At 52.5% G+C, this 25,677-nt stretch carries 20 protein-coding genes, 4 tRNA genes and 1 other RNA gene; 4 read left to right on the top strand and 21 right to left on the bottom strand.

Going from position 1 to position 25,677, the window contains the following annotated elements:
* Positions 1-437: 437 nt before the first annotated feature.
* The 18 genes from J1784_RS09680 to trxA all read right to left on the bottom strand — a co-directional run bounded on the left by J1784_RS09680 (position 438) and on the right by trxA (position 15,974).
* Positions 438-567: non-coding RNA, RtT sRNA (locus J1784_RS09680), on the bottom strand.
* 33 nt (positions 568-600) lie between these two features.
* A tRNA-Pro gene (locus J1784_RS09675) sits at positions 601-677 on the bottom strand.
* Between the two features lie 59 nt (positions 678-736).
* Positions 737-822: transfer RNA gene (locus J1784_RS09670), tRNA-Leu, on the bottom strand.
* 29 nt (positions 823-851) lie between these two features.
* Positions 852-927, bottom strand: a tRNA-His gene (locus J1784_RS09665).
* Between the two features lie 68 nt (positions 928-995).
* A tRNA-Arg gene (locus J1784_RS09660) sits at positions 996-1,072 on the bottom strand.
* A gap of 143 nt (positions 1,073-1,215) precedes the next feature.
* Complete coding sequence (gene thrP, locus J1784_RS09655) at positions 1,216-2,610, bottom strand: bifunctional threonine/serine APC transporter ThrP (protein ID WP_217149015.1); 1,395 nt, start codon at positions 2,608-2,610, stop codon at positions 1,216-1,218.
* Between the two features lie 238 nt (positions 2,611-2,848).
* Positions 2,849-3,589 carry a lipopolysaccharide N-acetylmannosaminouronosyltransferase gene (gene wecG, locus J1784_RS09650; protein WP_217149014.1) on the bottom strand — a complete coding sequence of 247 codons (741 nt, stop codon included), beginning with the start codon at positions 3,587-3,589 and terminating at the stop codon, positions 2,849-2,851.
* Positions 3,573-4,952: an ECA oligosaccharide polymerase gene (wzyE, locus tag J1784_RS09645; RefSeq protein WP_217149013.1), complete on the bottom strand. Its 1,380-nt coding sequence runs from the start codon at positions 4,950-4,952 to the stop codon at positions 3,573-3,575. The genes wecG and wzyE overlap by 17 nt, the downstream gene beginning before the upstream one ends.
* Entirely contained in the window at positions 4,949-6,031 is a 1,083-nt protein-coding gene (locus J1784_RS09640; protein ID WP_217149012.1) for a TDP-N-acetylfucosamine:lipid II N-acetylfucosaminyltransferase, read from the bottom strand. The genes wzyE and J1784_RS09640 overlap by 4 nt, the downstream gene beginning before the upstream one ends.
* Positions 6,028-7,278, bottom strand: coding sequence for a lipid III flippase WzxE (wzxE, locus tag J1784_RS09635; protein WP_217149011.1), 1,251 nt, complete (start codon positions 7,276-7,278; stop codon positions 6,028-6,030). Before wzxE ends, J1784_RS09640 begins: the two co-directional genes overlap by 4 nt.
* A gap of 1 nt (position 7,279) precedes the next feature.
* Positions 7,280-8,410, bottom strand: coding sequence for a dTDP-4-amino-4,6-dideoxygalactose transaminase (gene rffA, locus J1784_RS09630; RefSeq protein ID WP_217149010.1), 1,131 nt, complete (start codon positions 8,408-8,410; stop codon positions 7,280-7,282).
* Between the two features lie 4 nt (positions 8,411-8,414).
* A complete protein-coding gene (gene rffC, locus J1784_RS09625) occupies positions 8,415-9,149 on the bottom strand; it encodes a dTDP-4-amino-4,6-dideoxy-D-galactose acyltransferase (protein ID WP_217149009.1) in 735 nt (244 codons plus the stop codon).
* Positions 9,116-10,378, bottom strand: coding sequence for a UDP-N-acetyl-D-mannosamine dehydrogenase (wecC, locus tag J1784_RS09620; protein WP_217149008.1), 1,263 nt, complete (start codon positions 10,376-10,378; stop codon positions 9,116-9,118). Before wecC ends, rffC begins: the two co-directional genes overlap by 34 nt.
* Entirely contained in the window at positions 10,375-11,505 is a 1,131-nt protein-coding gene (gene wecB / locus J1784_RS09615; protein WP_217149007.1) for a non-hydrolyzing UDP-N-acetylglucosamine 2-epimerase, read from the bottom strand. Before wecB ends, wecC begins: the two co-directional genes overlap by 4 nt.
* On the bottom strand, positions 11,502-12,554 hold the full coding sequence (gene wzzE / locus J1784_RS09610) for an ECA polysaccharide chain length modulation protein (RefSeq protein WP_217149093.1): 1,053 nt from the start codon (positions 12,552-12,554) through the stop codon (positions 11,502-11,504). The genes wecB and wzzE overlap by 4 nt, the downstream gene beginning before the upstream one ends.
* 44 nt (positions 12,555-12,598) lie before the next feature.
* Positions 12,599-13,684 carry a UDP-N-acetylglucosamine--undecaprenyl-phosphate N-acetylglucosaminephosphotransferase gene (wecA, locus tag J1784_RS09605; RefSeq protein WP_217149006.1) on the bottom strand — a complete coding sequence of 362 codons (1,086 nt, stop codon included), beginning with the start codon at positions 13,682-13,684 and terminating at the stop codon, positions 12,599-12,601.
* Positions 13,685-13,972: 288 nt separating this feature from the next.
* A complete protein-coding gene (rho, locus tag J1784_RS09600) occupies positions 13,973-15,232 on the bottom strand; it encodes a transcription termination factor Rho (protein ID WP_013577536.1) in 1,260 nt (419 codons plus the stop codon).
* Positions 15,233-15,647: 415 nt separating this feature from the next.
* Positions 15,648-15,974 carry a thioredoxin TrxA gene (gene trxA, locus J1784_RS09595; protein WP_013577537.1) on the bottom strand — a complete coding sequence of 109 codons (327 nt, stop codon included), beginning with the start codon at positions 15,972-15,974 and terminating at the stop codon, positions 15,648-15,650.
* Between the two features lie 117 nt (positions 15,975-16,091).
* Here trxA and rhlB point away from each other — a divergent pair, with 117 nt between their 5' ends.
* Together rhlB and gppA are read left to right on the top strand one after the other, a co-directional pair.
* Positions 16,092-17,384, top strand: coding sequence for an ATP-dependent RNA helicase RhlB (rhlB, locus tag J1784_RS09590; protein WP_217149005.1), 1,293 nt, complete (start codon positions 16,092-16,094; stop codon positions 17,382-17,384).
* A gap of 6 nt (positions 17,385-17,390) precedes the next feature.
* Positions 17,391-18,881 carry a guanosine-5'-triphosphate,3'-diphosphate diphosphatase gene (gene gppA / locus J1784_RS09585; protein WP_217149004.1) on the top strand — a complete coding sequence of 497 codons (1,491 nt, stop codon included), beginning with the start codon at positions 17,391-17,393 and terminating at the stop codon, positions 18,879-18,881.
* A gap of 73 nt (positions 18,882-18,954) precedes the next feature.
* Here the strand turns inward: gppA and rep are convergent, their stop codons facing one another.
* Positions 18,955-20,979, bottom strand: coding sequence for a DNA helicase Rep (gene rep, locus J1784_RS09580; protein ID WP_217149003.1), 2,025 nt, complete (start codon positions 20,977-20,979; stop codon positions 18,955-18,957).
* Between the two features lie 175 nt (positions 20,980-21,154).
* Between rep and ppiC the strand changes: the two genes are divergently transcribed.
* Complete coding sequence (gene ppiC / locus J1784_RS09575; RefSeq protein ID WP_015690589.1) at positions 21,155-21,436, top strand: peptidylprolyl isomerase PpiC; 282 nt, start codon at positions 21,155-21,157, stop codon at positions 21,434-21,436.
* A gap of 90 nt (positions 21,437-21,526) precedes the next feature.
* Here the strand turns inward: ppiC and ilvC are convergent, their stop codons facing one another.
* Complete coding sequence (ilvC, locus tag J1784_RS09570) at positions 21,527-23,002, bottom strand: ketol-acid reductoisomerase (RefSeq protein ID WP_217149002.1); 1,476 nt, start codon at positions 23,000-23,002, stop codon at positions 21,527-21,529.
* Between the two features lie 186 nt (positions 23,003-23,188).
* Between ilvC and ilvY the strand changes: the two genes are divergently transcribed.
* Positions 23,189-24,070 carry an HTH-type transcriptional activator IlvY gene (gene ilvY / locus J1784_RS09565; RefSeq protein WP_217149001.1) on the top strand — a complete coding sequence of 294 codons (882 nt, stop codon included), beginning with the start codon at positions 23,189-23,191 and terminating at the stop codon, positions 24,068-24,070.
* Between the two features lie 60 nt (positions 24,071-24,130).
* On the opposite strand, the gene ilvA is transcribed toward ilvY, so the two are convergent.
* Positions 24,131-25,675: a threonine ammonia-lyase, biosynthetic gene (ilvA, locus tag J1784_RS09560; protein WP_217149000.1), complete on the bottom strand. Its 1,545-nt coding sequence runs from the start codon at positions 25,673-25,675 to the stop codon at positions 24,131-24,133.
* Positions 25,676-25,677: the final 2 nt, after the last annotated feature.

Raw genomic sequence — 25,677 nt, 5'->3', positions numbered from 1 at the left:
CTGGATGATAACGCTTGCGCGATATCGGTCAGGATGACAATAGGCACTGTAAATTGGCTCTGCATCATTCCCAGGTTTATGAAGCCGGAGCAAACATAATGGGTGGAATGAGCATCTACGGCGGGAATATTGCAGGACACGTGCCAGGATGGCAAGTATCTGTTTAAATTTTTCTATTTATATAATAATTAACGACTTTATTTTATCAGGCTATGGCGCTTAGTTTTTGCCGGAGGCCGGCATCACACGGTTAACCGCCATTCTGTCGCCGGTAAACGACGTTTGAATGTCAGCTTATGTGACCCTTTAATTATCAATAAGATAAGTGTCTCCTGAAAGAGACAGGCATACAGAGGAATGTCGCGGATAAACAACAAGATGAGTTGGAATACTACACACGAAAAAAAACCTGCTTAAAAAAGCAGGTTTTTCAAATGTGGTCGGCGAGAGAGGATGACGCGCATCTTCGATGCTTGCCCTGCGGGTCGTTGCTAAAGCAACGTTGTCTCGCTTCGCTCGGCTCAAACCTCCTTCGGAGGTTCTCATCCTCATTTACTTCAGACGAAAAAAAACCTGCTTTAAAAGCAGGTTTTTCAAATGTGGTCGGCGAGAGAGGATTCGAACCTCCGACCCACTGGTCCCAAACCAGTTGCGCTACCAAGCTGCGCTACTCGCCGATGTCGTGCATCTTACTACTTTCTGATGCTAACTGCATCATTTAAATGAAATTTGTGTGTGGTGCGAAGGGAGGGACTCGAACCCTCACATCCGAAGGACACTAACACCTGAAGCTAGCGCGTCTACCAATTCCGCCACCATCGCATGTCACAATCACAAAATCATTTTTAGAGTGGGGTGGCTAATGGGGCTCGAACCCACGACAACTGGAATCACAATCCAGGGCTCTACCAACTGAGCTATAGCCACCATATCTCTAACTACTAACGTGAACTGTCAGACTTCAACATTTCACCGCAACTCTAGCGCATACTAAATGGTGCGCCCGACAGGATTCGAACCTGAGACCTCTGCCTCCGGAGGGCAGCGCTCTATCCAGCTGAGCTACGGGCGCTTAGCGCCGTTGCGGGTGGGGATACTACGGTTTTAACGCTTGGCTGTCTAGTGCTTTTTTTCAGAAATATTGCGTTTGATTACGCTTTATCCAATACGCCTTAAAAGTAAACGCCTTCCCTTCCCCACCCATGACTTACAGCGTTATTTTGTCTTTTCCACCGTCAGCGCGGCACGTTTGTGCATACCGAGGCCGAAGTATATCAGCGACACCGCCGCGATGAAAATACCGCCTACCAGTAAAGAAACTCGTGTATCCGGATTAATTGCCATTCCCACCAGCACGCACGCCAGGAAAATCAGCGTCAGGTAATTGGTATAAGGGAAGAGAATCGATTTAAACGGATGGTTTTTCAGTTTCTCTTTATGCGCATCACGAAAACGCAGCTGACTGACCAGCACCACAAACCACGGCACCATACCCGGCAATACGCTGGCGCTGTAGACGTACACAAAGACTTTCTCAGGATTCGGGATGATGTAGTTCAGACATGAACCGACCAGCAGACACAAGATGGTTATCGCAATCCCGTAAACCGGCACGCCGCTTTTCGAGACGTTGCTCAGAAACGCAGGCAACTGACGATTCTGCGATAACGCATAAAGCATGCGCCCGCAGCTGTACATGCCGCTGTTACAGCCCGACAACGCTGCCGTAAGCACCACAAAGTTGATGATGCCTGCCGCTGAAGCGATACCAATCTTCGCGAACGTCAGCACGAACGGGCTGCCGTGCGTGCCCATTTCGTTCCACGGAAATATTGTAATGATGACGAAAATCGCGCCGACGTAGAAAATCAGAATACGCCACAGGATATTATTGATGGCACGTTTAAGCGTAACTTGCGGATTCTTCGCTTCACCGGCGGTGATCCCCACCAGTTCCACGCCCTGGTAGGACGCCACCACAATACACAGCGCAAACAGGAAACCTTTCCAGCCACCGGCAAAGAAACCGCCGTGTGCCGTTAGGTTCGCAAAACCAACAGCTTCTCCGTGATTACCAAATCCGAAGAAAATCACTGCCAGGCCGACCACGATCATCACAATGATGGTGGTGATTTTGATCAGCGCGAACCAGAACTCCATTTCGCCATACAGTTTGACCGCAGCCAGGTTTGCTGCTGCAACGATTGCGACCGCCGCCAGCGCGGGGATCCACTGCGGTAAATCCGGGAACCAGTACTGCGCGTAAACGCCAATCGCGGTGATTTCGGAAATCCCCACCGCTATCCACATGAACCAGTAACTCCATGCGGTGAGATAGCCGTAATACGGCCCGAGATATTTATGCGCATATACCGCAAACGAACCGGCGACAGGCTCAAGATGGAGCATTTCGCCCATCGAGCGCATGATAAAGAAGACAAATACACCGGCCAGAATGTACGCCAGTAATACTGACGGCCCGGCCCATTTCAGGGTGCTCGCCGCGCCCATAAATAATCCGACACCGATGGTGCCGCCCAGTGCAATCAGCTCGATATGTCTCGCTTCAAGCCCCCGGTGCAGACCCCCCTTCTCTTCTTTATTCTCCATAGATCCTCAATTTCTCTGTAATTGTGTTTGCCTTCCGGAAGGACCGGAATGTTATTTTTATGATGAAAATGCCCGTATAGGGCGGAAAAACGGCGTTATGTTTCCGTATTTCCCGAAGAGTTGCAAACGTCTATTGAGAAAGATAAGCATTGATATGCAGAGCGGGTAGTAAAGGCAGGCAAAAAATGAAGAAATGAGAGGTGACACGCCGTCCTGAAGATTCAGAACGGCGAATTCGTTACAGACGACCGGTGTAGTAATAACGAACGAATTTGAGAAGTTTGAGCTGACGGCGCAAACGGCTGGGCTGTGAAATCAGACGATAGAGCCATTCCAGCCCCATGTTTTGCCAGATTTTCGGCGCCCGTTTAACGTGGCCGGTGAAAACGTCATAGGTGCCTCCGATGCCCATGTAGAGCGCATCCGGATGAACCAGACGGCAATCACGCATCAGGATTTCTTGTTTCGGTGAGCCCATCGCCACCGTCACAATCGCGGCCCCGCTGCCTCTGACGCGTTCGAACAACGCGCCGCGCTGCTCAGGCGTAAAGTAGCCATTCTGGCTGCCGACAATGTTGACGTTCCACTGCGTGCGCAACTTTTCTTCCGTTTGTGCCAGAACGTCAGGTTTACCGCCAATCAGAAATACCGGCGTTCCTTCACGACCGGCGCGTTCCATCAGGCCCTCCCAGAGATCAGCACCGGCGATACGGGAAACCTGCGCCTGCGGGTATTTACGGCGGATAGCCCGCACCATGCTGATACCGTCGGCATATTTGTATTCCGCGCGGCCAATCAGTTCGCTCATTTCCGGATTACTTTCGACGGTGAGCACTTTCTCGGCATTCATCGCCACCAGCGCACCAGTTTTCACCTTGTGGCCGGCAAAAAGGTAATCGAGAAAATGCGCCATATCACGAAAGCCCCAAAGGCGTATCCCGCGGATATCGTATTGCGGAACGTTATTCTCCAGATTCATGACTCTTCCTTACTGCCAGCGGCTCCATGAGGTTTTTTCTGCGGGGTATTTTGACACGTATCAGTCCGGCGGCGTCAAACATCCAATACAACAATTTAGCGACTACCAGACACGCCCCGAAAACAACGCAGAAAAAGACCACCCGTGAAAAGAAGGAATCCACGCCTTCACGGGCCAACACAATCATATTAAAGACCGCACCGAAGCAAAAACTTTGCAGGATAGCGGCTTTGTAGCGGTTGATGTCTGCTTTGCCTTTTTCATATAACCAGTCGAACCATTTGATGATCATACCGACGGCAACAGCGCCCAGCGGGATGAACCACACGCCGCCCATCACAACCAGGGAACCAATCAGCGTCGGCGAAATCGCCAGTCCGGAATGGTTATCCAGCACATCCCAGGTGAAATAGTTGGCGGTGTTGAGCACCACGCTTGGGCGGTCGTGCCACAGCCAGCTCGGGATAAAGACGTAGAAGTCGCGCACAATAGGCGCCAGCCCCTGAAAACTGATTTTGTCGTAGTTTTGCAGCAGCAGCCCCAGATTCTCCCACGGCGAGAACGTATCGCGCGTCAGATAAAGGAACGTATAAATGGCTTCAGGACCGCTGACGTTCAGACCGTAGCGTTTAAGCGCCAGCCAGAACATCCCGACGATACCCAGCACCCCCGCCGCCGCCAGCATCCACAAGCTGATCCAGCCGCGGACAATGCCAATAAATAAAAACAGGGCGAAGGCGATAATGATATTAGCGCGGGTTCCGCCGACGATCACATAGGTCAGGAAACCAAACGCCACGGTACTGGCGAGGAAAAACAGCCAGCGTCGCACGTCGGGTTTAAGGAAAAAGACCACCAGCATGGCCGGAATAAAGAAGTAGAAGAAGCGTTTGAGCGCCACACCGGATACATCGCTGGAAAATATCTGGCTGTAAGATTTCAGTTTAAACAGCAAAAAACCGTTATGCATAAAGAAGATGGACACTGTTACCACCGCAATCAGCGCCAGCATCATCCAGGTGAGATGGGTTTCCACACGGTTCATGGTAAACAGCGGGCGCGAAGGCCCGTCACGCTTTGCCTTCAGCCGCGTTTTATAGCTGACGTAGTAGATACCGTAGAAACACGTAGCTGCCAGCATGGCCTGCAACAGGTTTTCGACCGGCACCACTTTTACGTCAAACTGAAAAACCAGCAGGCAGGTCAGCGGGAAACCGAAATAAAAAGTCAGCAGATAGAGCAGTGAAAACAAGACATTGAAGTTAAAGCGCACGCGGCGGAACTCTTTATACGTCAGCGTCAGAATGAACAGCAGCGAGAATGCATACACCAGTGACAAGCCACCCAGCTGTGTCAGCGTCATGATGCGTCTCCCGCCGCCAGCTGCAAGGCCTGCTGCCAGCCTGCAATGTAATTCGGATTAAAGAAGGCGATATTTTCACGGTCTGCGCTCAGTAACTGGCGGCGCGCTTCTGCCACTGTTCTGGCATCCAGCGCATCCCCGTAAAACAGTACCGGCAAATGCTGCTCAGCCAGATCCTGCCAGAACGGGTTCTGACGGCTGACCACAAATGGCACACCAAACTGGATAAGCAAACACTGCGTCCCAATGCCCTGCTGGCGGTCGAAAATAAAATACCCCAGCGAACAGCGGCGCAGCACATTGAGATAGTCGTCAAACGCCATCGCGCCGGTCATCAGTTCAATGTTTTCAGGCGCAAAAAGTTTTAACGCTTCACTGCGAACCTGTTCAATATAGGCGTCATTATTGACCGGATAGCCCATCGGGATAATCACCCGGATATCAGCACCGAACTGCTGATGCAACGAACGCAGCGCTTCAATATGGCGGTTAGTCCGGTCGCCGGAGTTGCCGACCAGAACCGTCACCGGTCCTTCCGGCTCTGGCAAATCCGCAGACTGCGTCAGCGCCGGATCCATCCGGGTCGGGAAATAAAGCAACGAAGACGGCACTCGGGGATGGCGCTGATGGAAGTGAATCAGGTCTCCGCGGGTCGCGAAAACATGCCCGATACGCCCCTGTGCCAGCCGGCGCATGAGGTAAAACAGCCGGTATTTCAGACCGCCCGCCGATTCATAGAGATCTGCACCCCAGATATGCCAGCTGACCTGCCGTGCTTTAATTTTGCCAGTCAGCAGTGCCAGCCAGAGCGTCGGGTTAAACTGACCGTGGAAGAATAAGTGATGCGTCCGGTCCTGCGCGCGGGAAATCACCGCCGACGCCAGCGCCTTTTTATCCGGATAAACACGAATATCCAGACGCGTGAATTCTGCAAATGCCGAAGCATCCGCCGCCGCGACCATAAAATGACAAATCAGCTTTTCTGGCGCGCATCCGGCCAGCACATCATTAAAAAAGCGCAGTACGGTGACATTATGGTGGGGAATGTCAGATCCCAAAACGTGAATCAGCGTTGTCATGCTCGTCTACGATAGATAACAAATACGGTGCAACACAGGGTGAAATAGACGATGTAGGTCGCCATATAAGCCTGCGCTGCGCCAAGAGAACCGTGTATCGGGATCAGCCAGTGAGAGAAACCTGTCAGTAACGCGAACTGACTGATTTCAGTCAGCACGTAAAAGCGCAATGACGCTCTGGCGATCACCAGATACCCAAAAACATACGAGCCGACTTTCAGCACATCGCCGACCAGTTGCCAGGCGAATAAATCGCGCATCGCGATAAATTGTTTTGAAAACAACAGCCAGATAGCGAAGTCCCGCAGCAGCCAGACGGTAAAACTGACCGCTGCCACGGCAGGCAAAACGAATTTCAGCGATTTCACTATCTCGCGCGTGACGTCCCGTTTGTCGGTCAGGCGCGATAATGTTGGCAACAGATATACGCTGAAAGAGGCGGTAATGAACTGCAGATAGGCATCTGAAATACTGCTCACACCCTGCCAGATCCCCACATCTTTCCAGCTGTAATGTTCCGCCAGCAGGTTTCGCATCATCACATACGCTACCGGCAAGGTAACGGATGTAATCAGCGCCATCAGCGTAAATTTGCCAAGATGGCTGGCGATAAAACGATCCCAGCCCGGTTTTAAATAGTGCAGCGGGAAGGATTTTCGCCGCCACAACATACCGCCCGCCGGCAGGACAACCAGCGCAGGCACCAGCGCCAGTCCGGCCAGCGCGCCTTCATAGCCGCCGAGTTTAAAGCACAGCAGATAGGCCAGAAGGCCGATCAGGCTGCCGCCGATCACCGCCAGCGCGTTGCCCATGGCATCGCGATAGCCTTTCAGGATCGCCTGGAAATAGTTGGCGTAGGCGATACCCATCTGAATCAAAGCCACAAAGCGGACAACCGCCTGATAGCGGTCATGGCCGAACAGCGCGACACTCACCGGTCCGGCGGCCAGCAGAAAAACAGCCGCCAGCACCGTCGAGAAACTTAAAATCAGCGTGGAGGACGTGCCGAGAACCGCATGTAACCGCTCCGGGTTTTCATGATGTTCGGCGACGTATTTGGTGACGCCGTTGAAAATTCCGGCGCCGGATAGCACGCCAAGCACCGTCACCAGCTGGCGGAAATTCCCCGCCTGCCCGACACCATCAGGTCCGAAAGCCACAGCCAGCAGTTTCACCACCAGAAGCCCGGCACCAATTTTAATCAGCGTGGAACCGGCGGTCCAGACGGACGCTTTTGCCAGCGACATATCAGGCGAAGTATTGCAGCATAGCCGCAATTACCGTGCGCTGCGTGTCATCAGTCATGTTGTAAAACAACGGCAGACGCACCAGACGTTCGCTCTCTTTTGTCGTGAAGCGGTCCACGCCAGCGAAACGACCAAAATCTTCACCCGCCGGACAAGCGTGCAGCGGAATGTAATGGAAGACGGTCAGGATATCGGCCGCTTTCATGTGACGAATAAACGCGTCGCGGTCTTCGATATCGTTCAGGCGCACATAGAACATATGGGCGTTCTGCACGCAATCTTGCGGTACTGAAGGCAACTGCACGCGGCCCGCATCGGCCAGATCCTGCAACGCTTCGTAATACTGATTCCAGATACTCAGACGACGCTGGTTTATCTTTTCCGCGGCATCGAGATTTCCCCACAGATACGCGGCCTGTAAGTCAGACATCAGATAGCTGGAGCCGATATCGCGCCAGGTGTATTTATCCACCTGTCCGCGGAAGAACTGACTGCGGTTGGTGCCCTTTTCGCGAATGATTTCAGCGCGATCAATCAGTTCCGGATCGTTAATCAGCGTTGCCCCGCCTTCGCCACCCGCGGTGTAATTTTTGGTTTCGTGGAAACTGAAACAACCGATGTGACCGATAGTGCCCAGCGCTTTGCCTTTGTAAGTCGACATCACACCTTGCGCCGCATCTTCCACTACGAACAAATGATGTTTTTCGGCCAGCGCCATAATAGTGTCCATTTCACAGGCCACTCCGGCGTAATGCACCGGAACAATCACTTTAGTTTTCTCAGTGATCGCCGCTTCAATCAGAGTTTCATCAATATTCATGGTGTCCGGACGGACATCCACAAACACGATTTTGGCGCCACGCAGCACGAACGCGTTAGCGGTCGAGACAAAGGTGAAACTCGGCATGATCACTTCGTCGCCGGGCTGGATGTCGAGCAATAACGCCGCCATTTCCAGAGAAGCGGTGCACGAAGGGGTCAGCAAAACTTTCGGGCAGTTAAAACGTTGTTCGAACCACTTCTGGCAGCGCAGGGTAAATCCGCCATCGCCACACAGTTTGCCGCTGCTCATCGCCTCGCGCATGAAATCAATTTCAGTACCCACAATCGGTGGCGCATTAAAAGGGATCATCGTTTCACCTGTACAACCAGTACGCCGTGCGGATGACTTTGCCACCGCTGGCGTGATAAAGATTCAAAGCCGCAAGATTGCTGGTTTGCGTGGCGACATACAATCGCGTCACGCCCTGTTCAGCACACCATTTTTTCGCAGCCGCCATTAACTTTTTGCCCGCTCCCTGTCCCTGAAACTCAGGTTTCACAGCCAGCAGACCAATTCTTACTTCATCTGCAGAAAGACGCCGCAGGGTAACAAATCCCAGTCCGTTGCCCTGTTCATCGTCTGCCCACAGGCAAAGGTGATCAAAGGTGCCAAGGACCGCTTTTTCCGCCCACATCGCGTAGAACCGCGCGCTGTCATCCGGCTGATACCAGGGCGCGCGAAAACGGCTGAGGCGAAATGCCTGACGGGCAATCGCCGTCACATCCGCAATATCTCCCGTCACCGCCAGACGGCCTGACATCAGTGCGTTATCCTGCGCAGTTACCGCCACGCAAAGGTCAGTTTCACCCTCTGCCAGCCGGAAACCCAGCGTCGAAAGCGCGTCCAGCGCGTGAGTTTCTGATGCATCCACTTTTGCCTGCACCAGCGCATAGTTATCCAGCGCCTGCGTCGTAATATCTGTCGCTGCGGTATCCGGTGTCAGTCGCGCGCTTTTCAGCCGGAAGAATTCACTCTCCCAGACGAGTGGTTCAAGCACGGCGCGCAACGACAGGTTTATCGCCATACGCCTTTGGTATCCACAATCCATGACTGTTGGATCTGATCGGCGGGGATCGCTTTAAACGATTTATGATCGACCAGCATCACCAACAGATCGGCTTCTTTCAGTGCACGATCCAGCGGTTGAAGGGTGACTTTTTCCGCGAGAGCAACAGGAAGCTGATGCACATTAGGCTCAACCGCCCAGGTTTCTCCTGAGTGCCAGTCAGCAATCAGATGGGTCACTTCCACTGCAGGGCTTTCACGCAGATCGTCGATATTCGGTTTGAACGCCAGACCGAAGCAGGCGATTTTGATGTCGGCAGCCCGCTTACCGGTCACGGTCAGGCAATCAGCCAGCGCGGCTTTCACACGATCGACTACCCAGTGTGGCTTGCTGTCGTTCACTTCGCGCGCCGTGCGGATCATCCTTGCCAGCTCAGGGTTTTGCGCCACAATAAACCACGGATCAACCGCGATACAGTGGCCGCCAACGCCCGGACCGGGTTGTAAAATGTTTACGCGCGGATGACGGTTCGCCAGACTGATCAGTTCCCAGACGTTAATCCCCTGCGCATCGCAAATCAGCGAAAGCTCGTTCGCAAAGGCAATGTTTACGTCACGGAAACTGTTCTCGGTCAGCTTGCACATTTCGGCGGTGCGGGAATTGGTAATCACGCATTCGCCTTCGAGGAAAATGTTGTACAAATCGCTGGCACGCTGTGAACAAACCGTGGTCATGCCACCAATCACGCGGTCATTTTTAATCAATTCAACCATCACCTGCCCCGGCAAAACACGCTCCGGACAGTAGGCAATGTTGATATCAGACTGTTCACCGGCCTGCTGAGGGAAGCTCAGATCAGGGCGGGCTTCTGCCAGCCACTGCGCCATTTGCTCTGTCGCCCCGACCGGAGAAGTGGATTCCAGAATAATCAGGTCGCCTTTCTTCAGAGCCGGCGCCAGCGAGCGGGCGGCGGATTCGACGAATTTCATATCCGGCAAGTGGTCGCCTTTAAATGGCGTCGGGACAGCAATCAGGAAAGCGTCAGCAGGTTCAGGCTGCGTGACTGCGCGCAGGAAACCTTCGTCAACGGCACGCTTTACCAGCACATCAAGATCCGGCTCAACAATATGGATAGCCCCGCGGTTAATGGTCTCCACGGCGTGCTTATTGATATCTACGCCCACCACTTTTTTCTGGCGGGAGGCAAAAGCGGCGGCGGTAGGTAAACCGATGTAACCCAGGCCGATAACAGAAATAGTGTTAAAACTCATTGTGATACCCAATGATTTTTCAAAGCGTCAAGAATATGGCGGCAGGCATGCCCGTCACCGTAAGGATTGTGCGCCCGGCTCATGCTGTTGTATTCATTTTCATCGTCCAGTAGGCGATTCACTTCCTCTACTATTTTAGCGGGGTCTGTCCCTACCAGCCGTACCGTTCCGGCATCCACCGCTTCCGGACGCTCTGTGGTTTCGCGCATCACCAGCACCGGTTTACCCAGCGACGGCGCTTCTTCCTGCACGCCACCGGAATCAGTCAGGATCAGGTACGCTTTATCCATCAGATAAACAAACGGCAGATAGTCCTGCGGGTCAATCAGAACAATATTATCAATGCCTTGCAGAATGCGGTTCACCGGTTCACTGACGTTCGGATTGAGATGCACCGGATAAACGATTTGTACGTCAGGATGCTGGCGGGCAATATCGGCCAGCGCCGAGCAGATGCGCTCGAAGCCGCCGCCGAAACTTTCGCGACGATGGCCGGTGACCAGGATCAACTTTTTAGCGGCATCAAGGAACGGATAGCTGTCAGCCAGTTGCTGAGCCAGCGACGCATCACTGCTAAAGCGGTCGCGCACCCACAGCAGCGCATCAATCACCGTATTTCCGGTGACAAAAATGCCCTGCGGGGAAATATTTTCCTGCTGCAAATTTGCGCGGGCATTTTCCGTCGGCGCAAAATGCCATTTTGCCAGATGTCCCGTCAGAAGGCGGTTGCCTTCTTCCGGCCAGGGCGAGGAGAGATCACCGGTACGCAATCCGGCCTCAACATGACCGACAGGGATCTGGTGATAAAACGCGGCGAGGCTTGCCGACAAGGTAGTCGTCGTATCACCATGAACCAGCACGACATCAGGCCGGAACTCATCCAGAACGGGTTTTAGCCCGGTCAGGATGCGGCTGGTAATTTCAGTCAGCCCCTGCCCCGGTTTCATGACGTTAAGATCATAATCCGGTGTAATTTCAAAGAGTCGTAATACCTGGTCGAGCATTTCACGGTGCTGAGCCGTGACACAAACTTTGGATTCAAATGCCGCATCCTGCGACAAAGCGAGCACCAGCGGGGCCATTTTAATGGCCTCCGGACGGGTGCCGAAAATCGTCAACACTTTCACAATGTGTTTCTCTTATTTTTACGACGAGTCAGGGCCACGCCAGCCCCGATTAAACCACCGACAATTCCCCACATAATCATCAGTAATACCCTGCGGGGACTGTCACGTTTTACTGGCTCTTCCGGCGTTCTCAGATAACGATAAGTCTGGAATTTCGCGGTCAGCGTCGGGCCGACATTGAGGGTGGAAAGCATCGCGCTGTTCTGGTCGTAATCGAGATCAAAACCCGGGCCTGAAGCCTGCAATAATTCCAGACGCGCTTTCAACATCGGTACGCCCAGCAGGAACATATCGGAATCTGGCAGCTCTTCGGCAGGCGTATCGGTCACGCTTTTATTGATATTTTGCTGCTGAGCTATCTTTAATGCCTGCTCGGTATTGTTGGTCGTGCGGGCGAAAATGGCCTGCGCAACGGCTTCCTGACGTTTCACCTGGGCTTTCATGGACTGTGTCCGAGCGGCCCACGCGCCTTCAAGTTCATCATATAAATGCTGTGCCGCGCGCTGGCTGGCGAAATTAACATACTGACGCAACAGCTTATTGGCGTCAGGGGCGTTTTCCGCCGTCAGTTTAACAATGTCATTCGGGACTTTTGCCGCATCACGCGCGGTAAACTGAATATCATTGATCAGTTCATCGAGCAGAACGGCATCCGCACGCGGGTCATTTTCCTGACGCTGCTTGTAATAAGGACTTTTCAGCCAGAAATCGCGGCGTGTGTCATAGGCCGCCAGCTGCATCACAAACTCGTTATACGCTTCATCAGAAATCGCCGGACGGCTGACGTCCGATTGCGGCGCATTACGGATATCTAAATTGCGCAGGAACTGTGCCTGGGAGAAATAAGAAGACAGGTTGTTCACGGTCGGACGATCGGTGATCGCCGTGGAACTCCACTCCTGTTTCATCAGATAAGACGAACCCAGTGCCACCAAAGCAAACAGTATCGCCAGGCCAGCAATCCAGAATTTACCTTTCCATAGCGTGCAGCACAGGCCGCGAATATCGAGTTCATTCTCGATGTCGTGTTCGTTCTGGTTTCTGATCATTTCTGGTTTATCCACAGCTGGTATGCCCCTGCTTAAATATAGGATTAATGAGCGGTCAAGCGACGAATGCGTCTTTTCATTCGTTTAACAAATCGCGCGACTTTCCAGGCTCGTTTTATGCAGACCCCGTAGAGCAGGAACGCGAAGAAGAATAAAACTAACATCGCCCATTCGGGCACGAAGGAGAGATGTTCTCCGATAACGCCTATAGCCGCCAGTATTGCGGCAGCCAAAGTAATCAAAACAAAAGCCTGACGGGAAGTAAAACCGGCGCGCATGATCAAATGATGAATGTGCTGGCGATCGGCTGAGAAAGGGCTCATTCCCTTACGCAGACGGCGGTACATAATAGCAATCATATCCATCAGAGGAATGGCGATAAGCCAGAGCGCGGTTACCGGGTTCATAGGGTGTGATTCCCCTTGCGTGCTTTGCAAAAGGATCCAAATTACCGTGAAACCAATCAGCGTGCTGCCCGCATCACCCATAAAGACTTTGTAACGTGGCCCCAGAATTCCAAGGTTTAGAAGGATATAGGGTAGCGTCGCCGCAATCATAGCAAAGCACCACAGCGCCAGTTCCATATGCCCGCTGTCATACATGATGATGCCTAATGAGCCAAAGCTGACACAAGACAGGCCGCCCAGTAATCCATCGATACCATCGACCATATTAAAGGCATTGATTGCAGCCCAAACGGCAAACAGGGTGATGAGATAACCAAATGGCCCAAGCAGCATTTCCCAGGGACCAATAAGATGTCCGAGATTTCGTAAGGTAAGGTTGGCGAAGCTCATCATCAGAACAGCGACTGCAGCCTGCACAAGCGCGCGGACTTTAACGCTGATGTCGTATCTGTCGTCCAGCGCGCCGACGAGCACCAGCAATCCGGCACAGGCCAGATAAAGCGAAGCGTGAGGAATACGATAATCAGTGATCAGGAAGGTAAAGCAAATTCCTGCGTAGACGGAAATTCCGCCGACCAGAGGTATCATCCCCTGATGACGTTTACGAAAGTTGGGTCTGTCAACCAAGCCGACAATATTCGCCATCTTCCGGATAACGAATAAAAAGAGGAATGAAAACACAAAAACACTGGCTAGCTCAGTACTCATATTGAGTAAATTCACAGTTAAGAGATCTCTTCTGCAAAAATAAGGCGCGGGGGATCGGAAACATCATAAACCTCACAGCCTTAAATCATATCCTATGGTGACAGTTATGGTTTTGTCTCGGGCAAGACCTTATCTGCTGCCATTTCTCGGGCAATCTACCGACAAAGTAAAGAAAGGGCATGTGAAAAACCATCAGCTATTATCCGAATAGTCTGACAATCTTCCCAAAGTAGCATTATGGTAGCTACCAAAAGCAAAAAACGCCACGACTGAGCGTGGCGTTAGACTGAGTTTTACACCAACTTACGAACGTTTCATCATGTCGAAGAAGTCGTCATTGGTTTTGGTCATGGCGAGCTTGTTAATGAGGAATTCCATCGCATCAATCTCACCCATCGGATGAATGATTTTGCGCAGGATCCACATTTTTTGCAGCTCTTCAGACGTGGTCAGCAGCTCTTCTTTACGGGTACCAGAGCGGTTGTAGTCAATCGCAGGGAATACACGTTTTTCAGCGATTTTACGCGCCAGATGCAGTTCCATGTTGCCGGTACCTTTAAATTCTTCATAGATAACTTCATCCATTTTAGAACCGGTATCGACCAGCGCTGTAGCGATGATGGTCAGGCTTCCGCCCTCTTCCACGTTACGTGCCGCACCGAAGAAACGTTTTGGACGATGCAGGGCGTTGGCGTCCACACCACCGGTCAGGACTTTACCTGAAGCGGGAACTACGGTGTTGTATGCACGCGCCAGACGGGTGATGGAATCCAGCAAGATAATAACGTCTTTCTTATGCTCAACCAGACGCTTCGCCTTCTCGATAACCATTTCGGCTACCTGAACGTGACGGGATGCAGGCTCGTCAAAGGTAGAAGCGATAACTTCGCCTTTTACCAGACGTTGCATCTCGGTCACTTCTTCCGGACGTTCGTCAATCAGCAGAACCATCAGTACGCAATCAGGATGGTTGTACGCGATGCTGGTAGCGATGTTTTGCAGCAACATGGTTTTACCGGCTTTCGGCGGCGCAACAATCAGACCACGCTGGCCACGGCCAATCGGGGAAGCTAAATCGAGTACGCGAGCGGTCAAATCTTCTGTTGAACCGTTACCACGTTCCATACGCAGACGTGAATTTGCATGCAGAGGGGTTAAGTTTTCGAACAGGATTTTACTGCGGGCGTTTTCTGGTTTGTCGTAGTTAACTTCGTTAACTTTCAACAGGGCAAAATAACGTTCACCTTCTTTAGGTGGGCGGATTTTACCGGAAATGGTGTCGCCAGTGCGAAGGTTGAAGCGGCGGATTTGGCTTGGTGATACGTAGATGTCGTCGGGGCCTGCGAGGTAGGAACTGTCTCCGGAGCGGAGGAAACCAAATCCATCCTGCAATATCTCCAGTACGCCATCACCGAAGATGTCTTCTCCGCTTTTCGCATGCTGCTTCAATATTGAAAAGATAATGTCTTGCTTGCGCATGCGGGCCTGGTTTTCCAGTCCCATATTTTCGCCGAGTGCAATAAGGTCAGAGACCGGCGTATTCTTTAATTCGGTAAGATTCATAATGGTGGGTTCTTAAACTCGGGGTATGTCTCGAACATCTGTCGTGAATGGGTATGGCAGGGTCATCCATGCCTGTTTATTGTATGACACTCAAATAACAGCCCAGAAATTCAGCCGCAGGCAGTCGCTCGCGGGCGATTCTTGAGGGGTAATGCTGATATTGAAGGTGTCTTAAAGCCGATTTTGTCAAAACCGTTAGATGGTCAAGCACAGTGCCAGTTCAATTTAATTATTATTCAAAGAAACTTTATAGGCAGATGTTTTTGACACAACAGAGTAAAACGTAAGAATCAAACTACAGGTAAGCTCTATTTGCAGTAAGTGTAAACTTAGCACGCTTCTTGACAGGCGTCTAGCGGACAATGTGAAAAACACGGCAGCCCGCTAAACACCTGGCTTTGGTCATCCGGACCGATTACAGATTAGCTGTTAAAAACTCTTTCAGCTGACCTTTCGACAGTGCGCCAACTTTAGTTGCTGCGACTTCGCCGCCTTTAAATAACAGCAGGGTAGGAATACCACGGATGCCGTATTTAGGTGCAGTACCTGGGTTTTCATCGATATTCAGTTTCGCGATGGTCAGCTTGCCTTCGAACTCAGTGGCAATCTCATCCAGAATCGGAGCGATCATTTTGCATGGTCCGCACCACTCTGCCCAGAAATCGACCAGCACCAGCCCTTCGGCTTTCAATACATCGTTGTCGAAACTGTCATCGGTCAGGTGAATAATTTTATCGCTCATGTTTACTCCAAAGGATTATCTTTACCTTGTTGATGTAGCATTAACCAACATCAGGTTGACTTTATTTCACCGGATACGCTTTCGTAAAGCAATAGTTAGCTGATATTCTACCACACTATGAGCAAAACACACTTGACCGAACAGAAGTTTTCCGACTTCGCCCTGCACCCGCTGGCAGTAGAAGCCCTTGAAAAGAAAGGGTTCCATTACTGTACGCCAATTCAGGCATTGGCATTGCCGATCACGCTCGCTGGGCGTGATGTTGCAGGTCAGGCGCAAACCGGTACCGGCAAGACGCTGGCTTTTCTAGCGTCTACTTTCCATTATCTGCTTTCTCACCCTGCTGCGGAAGGTCGTCAGACTAACCAGCCGCGTGCCTTGATCATGGCACCTACGCGTGAACTCGCGGTGCAGATCCACTCCGACGCCGAAGCATTATCTGAATCTACCGGACTGAAATTAGGTCTGGCCTATGGCGGCGACGGTTACGACAAACAGCTTAAAGTGCTGGAAAGCGGCGTGGACATCCTGATCGGAACCACTGGCCGTTTAATCGATTACACCAAACAGAACCACATCGACCTGGGCGCGATTCAGGTGGTGGTGCTGGATGAAGCAGACCGTATGTTCGATCTGGGCTTCATCAAAGATATCCGCTGGTTGTTCCGCCGGATGCCGCCTGCTAATCAACGCCTGAACATGCTGTTCTCAGCAACGCTTTCCTATCGTGTGAAAGAACTGGCGTTCGAAAACATGAACAATGCCGAGTCGATTGAAATCGAACCGGAACAAAAAACCGGTCACCGTATTCAGGAAGAGCTGTTCTACCCTTCAAATGAAGAAAAAATGCGCCTGTTACAGACGCTGATTGAAGAAGAATGGCCAGATCGCTGCATTATCTTCGCAAACACCAAACATCGCTGTGAAGACGTCTGGGGCCACCTGGCTGCCGATGGTCATCGCGTTGGCTTGCTGACCGGCGACGTTCCGCAGAAAAAACGCCTGCGCGTTCTTGAAGATTTCACCAAAGGCACGCTGGATATTCTGGTCGCAACCGACGTTGCTGCCCGTGGTTTGCACATTCCTGCCGTTACGCACGTCTTTAACTATGACCTGCCTGACGACTGTGAAGACTACGTTCACCGCATCGGCCGTACCGGTCGCGCAGGTCTGAGTGGTCATTCCATCAGCCTGGCCTGTGAAGAATATGCCCTGAATCTGCCGGCGATTGAAACTTACACCGGCCACAGCATTCCGGTCAGTAAATACAACAGCGATGCGCTGTTAGCTGATTTGCCTCCTGCAAAACGTCTTGCCCGCTCGCGTACCGGTAACGGCCCGCGTCGCAACAGCAATTCGTCTTCACGTCGCAGCAGTGCACCACGTAGCAACCGTAAACGTCCGGGCTGATAACCTATGCTAAGCTCCACCTCACTGTATGCAGCGATTGATCTGGGCTCTAACAGCTTTCACATGCTGGTTGTTCGTGAGGTGGCAGGCAGTATCCAGACCCTCGCCAGAATTAAACGCAAAGTGCGTCTGGCAGCAGGTCTGGATAAACAAAACCTGCTTTCTCAGGATGCCATGCAGCGTGGCTGGCAATGCCTGAAGCTGTTTTCTGAAAGATTGCAGGATATCCCCCGCGACCAAATCCGTGTCGTTGCCACCGCAACGCTGCGGCTTGCCAGTAATGCCGACGAATTTCTGGGTAAAGCGCAGGAAATCCTCGGTTGTCCGATTCAGGTCATCTCCGGCGAAGAAGAAGCGCGTCTGATTTATCACGGCGTTGCCCATACGACGGGTGGCCCGGATAAACGTCTGGTCGTTGATATTGGTGGCGGCAGCACAGAGCTGGTCACCGGTGTCGGCGCACAGGCCACTACGTTGTTCAGCCTCTCAATGGGCTGCGTGACGTGGCTTGAGCGCTATTTTACCGACCGCAATCTGGCCAAAGAGAACTTTGATCAGGCGGAACAGGCCGCGATCGATATGATCCTTCCTGTTGCTCCTGAACTGATAGCTAACGGCTGGCAGATTTGTGTCGGCGCTTCCGGTACCGTGCAGGCATTGCAGGAAATCATGGTCGCTCAGGGCATGGATGAACGCATCACGCTGCCTAAACTTCAGCAACTCAAACAGCGCGCCATTCAGTGCGGCAAGCTGGAAGAGCTGGAAATTGAAGGCCTGACTCTCGAACGTGCGCTGGTTTTCCCAAGCGGACTGTCCATTCTGATCGCTATTTTCAAAACGCTGAACATCGAAATGATGACTCTGGCGGGCGGTGCGCTGCGTGAAGGATTGGTCTACGGCATGCTGCATTTGCCTATTGAGCAGGATATCCGCCAGCGTACGCTGCGAAATCTGCAACGCCGTTACCTGCTCGATAATGAACAAGCCGAACGCGTGGCTCAGCTGGCAGAGAATTTCTCGCTGCAGGTGGCTCAGGAATGGAAACTGGACGCCCGCGCCCGTGATTTACTCAACAGCGCTTGTCTGATCCACGAAATCGGATTGAGTGTCGATTTCAAAAAAGCGCCACATCACGCCGCGTATCTGATCCGTCATCTGGATTTGCCGGGCTTCACGCCTGCGCAAAAAAAGCTGCTGGCAACGCTTTTGCAAAATCAAAATGGCACACTGGATTTACCGCTGCTGAATGAACAAAACGCCCTTCCGCCGCGTCAGGCGCAACGGCTTTGCCGCATTATGCGACTGGCGATTATCTTTGCCAGCCGTCGTCGTGACGACACATTGCCTGCGGTGCGTTTGCGCGCCAATGATGATGAACTGAGTGTGATTGTGCCGCAGGGATGGCTGGAACAACATCCGCTGCGCGCTGAAGAGTTAGAACAGGAAAGCCATTGGCAGAGTTATGTCCACTGGCCGCTGTTTGTCGAAGAGCAGTAATTGCTGGCTCGATAAATCATCACCAAAAAGCAGAGCCTGTGTTATCAGCCTCTGCTTTTTTTGTAATTAATGCTTAATTGCTGCCCTTGGCTTTCGCCAGCTGTTCGCGGATTTTTTCCAGATGGCTCTGTCCTTTCACCATCCGTTCCTGCGCACTCACCACTTTACGTTCACTTTCCCACGCCAGATCGTCCTGCGGTAATTCCATCAGGAAACGGCTTGGTTCCGGGCGGATCAGCTCGCCGTACTGACGGCGTTCGCGGCAAAGGGTAAACGTCAGCTCTTTCTGCGCGCGGGTAATTCCCACGTAGGCCAGACGCCGCTCTTCATCCACGTTGTCTTCATCAATGCTGCTCTGATGCGGCAACAGCCCTTCTTCCATACCGACCAGATAGACATACGGGAACTCCAGACCTTTCGAGGCATGCAGCGTCATAAGCTGAACCTGATCGAGTTCTTCATCATTCTCGCCACGTTCCATCATGTCGCGCAGCGTAAAGCGCGTGACCACCTGAGTGAGCGTCATCGGCTCATCCAGATCGGTGCCTTCGAGCATTTCTGTCATCCAGCTGAACAGCTGATTGACATTTTTCATCCGCATTTCAGCCGCTTTCGGGCTAGGGGACGTTTCAAACAGCCAGCTTTCGTAATCGACGCCGTGGATCAAATCCCTTACGGCAGCGACCGGTTCACGTTCTGCCAGTTCAGAAATATTGCCCATCCAGTGCGTGAAACGTTGCAAAGATTCCAGCCCGCGGCCGGTCAGAGACTGGCTCAGCCCCATATCAAAACTGGCTTTGAACAATCCTTTGTTGCGCTGATTAGCCCACTCGCCCAGTTTCTGCAACGTCGCTGCACCGATTTCACGGCGCGGTGTATTCACGATGCGCAGGAAAGCGCTGTCGTCGTCCGGGTTGGTCAGCACACGCAGATACGCCAGCAGGTCTTTAATTTCAGGACGTGAGAAGAAAGAGGTGCCGCCAGAAATCCGGTAAGGGATACGGTTCTGCATCAGCATTTTTTCGAAAAGACGTGACTGATGGTTACCACGGTACAAAATCGCGTAATCGCCATACGCCGTTTTATTAATGAAGTGATGCGCGATCAGCTCCCCCACGACGCGTTCCGCTTCATGGTCTTCATTATTTGCCGTCACAACTTTCAGTGATTCCCCATAAGCCAGCTCAGAGAACAGGCGCTTCTCGAACACATGCGGGTTATTAGCGATCAGAATGTTGGCGGCTTTCAGAATGCGCTGCGTGGAACGGTAGTTCTGCTCCAGTTTGATAACCTGCAACTGCGGGAAATCTTCTTTCAGCAGCACCAGGTTTTGCGGACGTGCGCCACGCCAGGAGTAAATCGACTGGTCATCATCGCCCACCACGGTGAAGCGGCCGCGGTTACCGACCAGCAATTTCACCATCATGTACTGGCTGGTGTTGGTGTCCTGATATTCATCCACCAGCAGATAACGCAACTTGTTCTGCCAGCGCTCACGCACTTCTTCATTTTTCTGCAACAGCAGCGTAGGCAGCAGGATCAGGTCGTCGAAATCGAGAATATTACAGGCGCGCATGTGGTCGTGATAAAGGCTGTAGCAATGCGCGAAGATCTGATCGCGTTCCGATCGCGCCAGACCGGCGGCATGGGAAGGATCAACCAGATCATTTTTCCAGTTGGAGATCGTCGACACCAGCTGCTGCAATAACGTTTTATCGTTTTCCAGCCATTTCTCGCTCAATTCTTTGAGCAACGCCAGCTGGTCCTGATCATCAAATAAGGAAAAGTTAGATTTCATCCCCAGCGCGGCAAATTCGCGTTTGATGATTTCCAGCCCGAGCGTATGGAATGTCGCAATCAGCAAGCCCCGCGCTTCTTTGCGCCCGAGGGTTTGCGCGACACGCTCTTTCATTTCGCGCGCGGCTTTGTTGGTAAAGGTGACGGCCGCAATGTGACGTGCCTGGTAGCCACATTCACGGATCAGGTGTGCGATTTTATTGGTAATCACCCGGGTTTTACCGGAGCCAGCCCCCGCCAGAACCAGGCAGGGTCCGGTGACGAATTCGACGGCGTTTTGTTGGCTGGGGTTTAATCGCATGGCGTATTTTTGCTCACCTGATAGACAAGGACGGCGATTGTAGCAGAAACATCGTCCGAGATTGACTGGCTTTACAGCGCAATTTCTTATCCCGGAACGCAGGCCGGATTCCACTCAGGTGGTTGCAGATGTTACATTACCCGCCTGGAAACACTCTCGCAAAAAAGGTCTTATCATGGCAAAAACTGCCGCAGCAATGCATATCCTGGTAAAGGAAGAAGCACAGGCGCTTGATCTTCTTGAACAACTCAAGAACGGTGGCGACTTCGAGAAACTGGCTAAGAAGCACTCTACCTGTCCGTCAGGTAAGAAAGGCGGCCATTTAGGTGAATTCAAGCAAGGCGCAATGGTGCCGGCTTTCGATAAAGTGGTTTTCTCTGCGCCGCTGATCGAGCCACAAGGCCCGCTGCACACTCAGTTCGGTTACCACATCATTAAGATTTTGTACCGCAACTAAGTTCTGACTCTGCCAGAACCAAAAGAAAGGGCACCGCATTTTCATGCAGTGCCCTTTTGTTTGCATCTGTAGTTCGAAGTATGAAGGGTATCAGCTTGCTACGGCGATACGCTTCATATCAGTCATATAGCCACGCAGAGTGCGGCCGATAGACTCGATTGAATGGTTACGAATCGCTTCGTTAACGTCACGCAGCTGCGCATTATCAACCTGCGTTTCAGCAACAGATTTGCCCAAATCGCCCGCCTGCAGAATGGTCATGAACTCTTTCAGCAAAGGTACAGCGGCGTTAGCGAACAGGTAGTTGCCGTATTCAGCGGTATCAGAGATAACCACGTTCATTTCGTACAGACGCTTACGTGCAACGGTGTTGGCGATCAGCGGCAGCTCGTGCAGTGATTCGTAGTAAGCAGATTCTTCGATGATGCCGGAAGCGACCATGGTTTCGAATGCCAGCTCAACGCCTGCTTTCACCATCGCAATCATCACAACACCGTGGTCGAAGTATTCCTGCTCGGAAATTTTACCGTCGAACTGTGGTGCATTTTCGAACGCGGTTGCGCCCGTTTCTTCACGCCAGGTCAGCAGGTTTTTGTCATCGTTCGCCCAGTCAGCCATCATGCCGCTGGAGAATTCGCCGGAGATGATGTCGTCCATGTGTTTCTGGAACAGTGGCGCCATGATCTCTTTCAGTTGTTCGGACAGCGCGTAAGCACGCAGTTTTGCCGGGTTGGACAGGCGATCCATCATCAGCGTGATGCCGCCTTGTTTCAGCGCTTCGGTGATAGTTTCCCAGCCGAACTGCAGCAGTTTTTCTGCGTATGCTTCATCAACGCCGTCAGCAACCAGTTTATCAAAGCACAGCAGAGAACCAGCCTGCAACATACCACACAGGATAGTCTGCTCACCCATCAGGTCAGATTTTACTTCGGCAACGAAGGAGGATTGCAGAACGCCCGCACGGTGGCCGCCGGTGGCTGCTGCCCAAGCTTTAGCAATCGCCATGCCTTCGCCTTTCGGGTCGTTTTCCGGGTGAACCGCGATAAGCGTCGGTACACCGAAACCACGTTTGTATTCTTCACGAACTTCAGTACCGGGGCATTTCGGGGCAACCATCACCACGGTGATGTCTTTACGGATTTGCTCGCCGACTTCAACGATGTTGAAACCGTGGGAATAGCCCAGCGTCGCGCCATCTTTCATCAGAGGCTGAACCGCTTTAACCACGGCGCTGTGCTGTTTGTCTGGCGTCAGGTTTACAACCAGATCGGCTTGCGGGATCAGTTCTTCGTAGGTGCCTACTTTAAAGCCGTTTTCGGTCGCTTTACGCCATGAAGCACGCTTCTCAGCAATCGCTTCTGCACGCAGGGTGTAAGACACATCCAGACCGGAATCACGCATGTTCAGACCCTGATTCAGGCCTTGTGCGCCACAGCCTACAATCACCACTTTTTTACCTTTGAGGTAGCTGGCTTCGTCTGCGAATTCATCGCGACCCATGAAGCGGCATTTGCCCAGTTGTGCCAGCTGCTGACGCAGGTTCAGTGTGTTGAAATAGTTAGCCATGTATTGCTCCGTTCTATCGAGGTAAGTGCTGTTATTTTTTGTTTCACCGGTGAGCCGGTGAACGCCGTGAATTCACTATATGTCATGTGACACATTGCTTAAATTGATATATTACGAAGATGACGTTGCAGAATATGCAATACTCTTAGTCAGTCATCTTTAACGCTAAAGAGCCGGACATTCTTTATGGACTTACGTGATCTGAAACTGTTTTTACATCTGGCGGAAAGCCGCCATTTTGGGCGTTCGTCGAAGGCGATGCATGTCAGCCCGTCCACCTTGTCGCGCCAGATACAGCGGCTGGAAGAAGAACTCGGCCAGCCATTATTTCAGCGAGATAACCGCACCGTGCAGTTGACCAGTGCGGGCGAACAACTCAAAAACTTTGCCCAGCAGACGCTGTTGCATTACCAGCAACTGCGCAGCGGATTGGATCAGCATGGCCCGACGCTTAGCGGCGAGCTGCATCTGTTCTGCTCGGTGACAGCTGCCTACAGCCATCTGCCGCCAATCCTCGACCGCTTTCGTGCGCAGCATCCGCTGGTCGAAATCAAACTAACCACAGGCGATGCTGCCGACGCGGTGGAAAAAGTGCAGTCCACCGAAGCGGATCTGGCGATTGCCGGTCGTCCGGAAAGTTTGCCGGGTAGCGTCGATTTCACGCAGATCGGCGAAATTCCGATGATCCTGATTTCCCCTTCCCTGCCTTGCGCGGTTCGTACGCAAGTCAGCGAACCTCATCCTGACTGGTCGCAAATTCCGTTTATCCTGCCGGAACATGGCCCGGCGCGAAAACGCATTGACGTGTGGTTCAAACGCAACCGTCTGAGCAATCCGTTGATTTACGCCACGGTATCCGGCCATGAAGCCATTGTGTCGATGGTCGCGCTAGGTTGCGGCATCGCGCTCATTCCGTCAGTGGTGGTCGATAACAGCCCGGAACCGGTGCGCAACCGTATTTCTATTCTGGATAACGTCACGCTCGGCGCACCGCTGGAACTGGGCGTTTGCGTGCAGAAAAAACGGCTGAACGAACCGCTGATCGACGCGTTCTGGCAGCTGTTATAACTGGTCTTCGCGACAAAATGATGGCAAAGAAAAAGGGGCCCGTTTGGGCCCCTGGATTTTCTAGCCCGCTAAGAAGAAGCGGAACGCCGGATTATCACTTTCGTTGTGACAGTCATAACCCAGAGCAGAGAGGTTCTGCTCGAACTCCGGCTCCTCTTCATTCAGCTCAAACGCCGCCAGCACGCGACCAAAATCGGTGCCATGGCTACGGTAATGGAACAGCGAAATATTCCAGTGCGTGCCCAACGTATGCAGGAATTTCAGCAAAGCACCCGGCGATTCCGGGAACTCAAAGCTGTAAAGCCGCTCACGCAGAGGTTTGGTCGGGCGGCCACCCACCATGTAACGCACGTGAAGTTTCGCCATTTCATCGTCGGACAGATCCACTACCTGATAACCGTCATGATTCAGTTCGTCGATGATTTCCTGACGTTCTGCGTGACCGCGCGTCAAACGCACGCCCACAAAGATGCAGGCGTTATCCGCATCGGCATAACGGTAGTTGAACTCCGTCACCGAACGGCCACCCAGCAGCTGACAGAATTTCAGGAAACTGCCTTTGCGCTCAGGAATAGTCACCGCCAGCAGCGCTTCGCGTTGTTCGCCCAACTCGCAGCGTTCTGACACATAACGCAGACCATGGAAATTCACGTTCGCGCCGGAAAGCACATGCGCCAGACGCTCGCCCTGAATGTTGTGCTGCTGCACGTATTTCTTGAGCCCCGCCAGCGCCAGCGCACCGGAAGGTTCTGCAATCGCACGTACATCTTCGAATAAATCTTTCACGGCTGCGCAGATGGCATCGCTGTCGACGGTGATGACGTCATCGAGATATTCGCGGCACAGACGGAAGGTTTCGTTACCGATACGCTTCACAGCCACGCCTTCTGCAAACAACCCGACACGCGCCAGATCAACCGGCTCACCGGCATCCAGCGCAGCACGCAGGCAGGCAGAATCTTCGGCTTCGACGCCGATCACCTTAATCTGCGGCATCAGCTGTTTGATAAGCACCGCCACACCGGCAGCCAGACCACCGCCACCGACGGGAACAAATACGCGATCGAGATGCGCATCCTGTTGCAGCAGTTCCATCGCCAGCGTGCCTTGCCCGGCGATTACCGCCGGATGGTCGAACGGCGGCACAAACGTCATGCCCTGTTCCTGCGAAAGCGTGATCGCTTTGGCTTTCGCCTCATCGAAATTCGCACCATGCAGCAACACTTCGCCACCGAAATTACGTACGGCGTCGACTTTGATATCAGCGGTCGCGACCGGCATCACAATCAGCGATTTGATGCCTTTTTTGGTGGCAGAAAGCGCCACGCCCTGCGCGTGATTACCGGCTGATGCCGTGACGACACCGCGTGCGGCCTCGTCTTCGGTCAGGCTGGCAATCATCGAATACGCACCGCGCAGTTTAAAACTGTGAACGGCCTGGCGGTCTTCCCTCTTCACCAGAATGGTGTTACCCAGCCGGGAAGAGATCTTTTCCATGACCTGCAAAGGCGTCACCTGCGCGACTTCATAAACCGGCGCACGCAGCACGGCACGCAGATATTCTGCGCCGCACGGCTGGTCGGGTAGAGGTTGTGATACCGCCATGG

It is taken from the genome of Rahnella ecdela, assembly GCF_019049625.1.
Classification (GTDB): Bacteria; Pseudomonadota; Gammaproteobacteria; order Enterobacterales; family Enterobacteriaceae; genus Rahnella; species Rahnella ecdela.
The sequence above is the reverse complement of the archived record's forward strand: the minus strand, read 5'-3'. Positions and strand labels throughout refer to the sequence as shown.

Excerpts from the sequence above, each read along its gene's own strand:
- wecG (WP_217149014.1), bottom strand. The coding sequence starts at position 3,589 with ATGAATCTGGAGAATAACGTTCCGCAATACGATATCCGCGGGATACGC.
- ilvY (WP_217149001.1), top strand. The coding sequence starts at position 23,189 with ATGGACTTACGTGATCTGAAACTGTTTTTACATCTGGCGGAAAGCCGC.
- rhlB (WP_217149005.1), top strand. The coding sequence starts at position 16,092 with ATGAGCAAAACACACTTGACCGAACAGAAGTTTTCCGACTTCGCCCTG.
- J1784_RS09640 (WP_217149012.1), bottom strand. The coding sequence starts at position 6,031 with ATGACAACGCTGATTCACGTTTTGGGATCTGACATTCCCCACCATAAT.
- rho (WP_013577536.1), bottom strand. The coding sequence starts at position 15,232 with ATGAATCTTACCGAATTAAAGAATACGCCGGTCTCTGACCTTATTGCA.
- trxA (WP_013577537.1), bottom strand. The coding sequence starts at position 15,974 with ATGAGCGATAAAATTATTCACCTGACCGATGACAGTTTCGACAACGAT.
- wzzE (WP_217149093.1), bottom strand. The coding sequence starts at position 12,554 with ATGATCAGAAACCAGAACGAACACGACATCGAGAATGAACTCGATATT.
- ilvA (WP_217149000.1), bottom strand. The coding sequence starts at position 25,675 with ATGGCGGTATCACAACCTCTACCCGACCAGCCGTGCGGCGCAGAATAT.
- rep (WP_217149003.1), bottom strand. The coding sequence starts at position 20,979 with ATGCGATTAAACCCCAGCCAACAAAACGCCGTCGAATTCGTCACCGGA.
- wzyE (WP_217149013.1), bottom strand. The coding sequence starts at position 4,952 with ATGACGCTGACACAGCTGGGTGGCTTGTCACTGGTGTATGCATTCTCG.
- ppiC (WP_015690589.1), top strand. The coding sequence starts at position 21,155 with ATGGCAAAAACTGCCGCAGCAATGCATATCCTGGTAAAGGAAGAAGCA.
- thrP (WP_217149015.1), bottom strand. The coding sequence starts at position 2,610 with ATGGAGAATAAAGAAGAGAAGGGGGGTCTGCACCGGGGGCTTGAAGCG.
- ilvC (WP_217149002.1), bottom strand. The coding sequence starts at position 23,002 with ATGGCTAACTATTTCAACACACTGAACCTGCGTCAGCAGCTGGCACAA.
- gppA (WP_217149004.1), top strand. The coding sequence starts at position 17,391 with ATGCTAAGCTCCACCTCACTGTATGCAGCGATTGATCTGGGCTCTAAC.
- rffA (WP_217149010.1), bottom strand. The coding sequence starts at position 8,410 with ATGATCCCTTTTAATGCGCCACCGATTGTGGGTACTGAAATTGATTTC.
- wecC (WP_217149008.1), bottom strand. The coding sequence starts at position 10,378 with ATGAGTTTTAACACTATTTCTGTTATCGGCCTGGGTTACATCGGTTTA.
- wzxE (WP_217149011.1), bottom strand. The coding sequence starts at position 7,278 with ATGTCGCTGGCAAAAGCGTCCGTCTGGACCGCCGGTTCCACGCTGATT.
- rffC (WP_217149009.1), bottom strand. The coding sequence starts at position 9,149 with ATGGATTGTGGATACCAAAGGCGTATGGCGATAAACCTGTCGTTGCGC.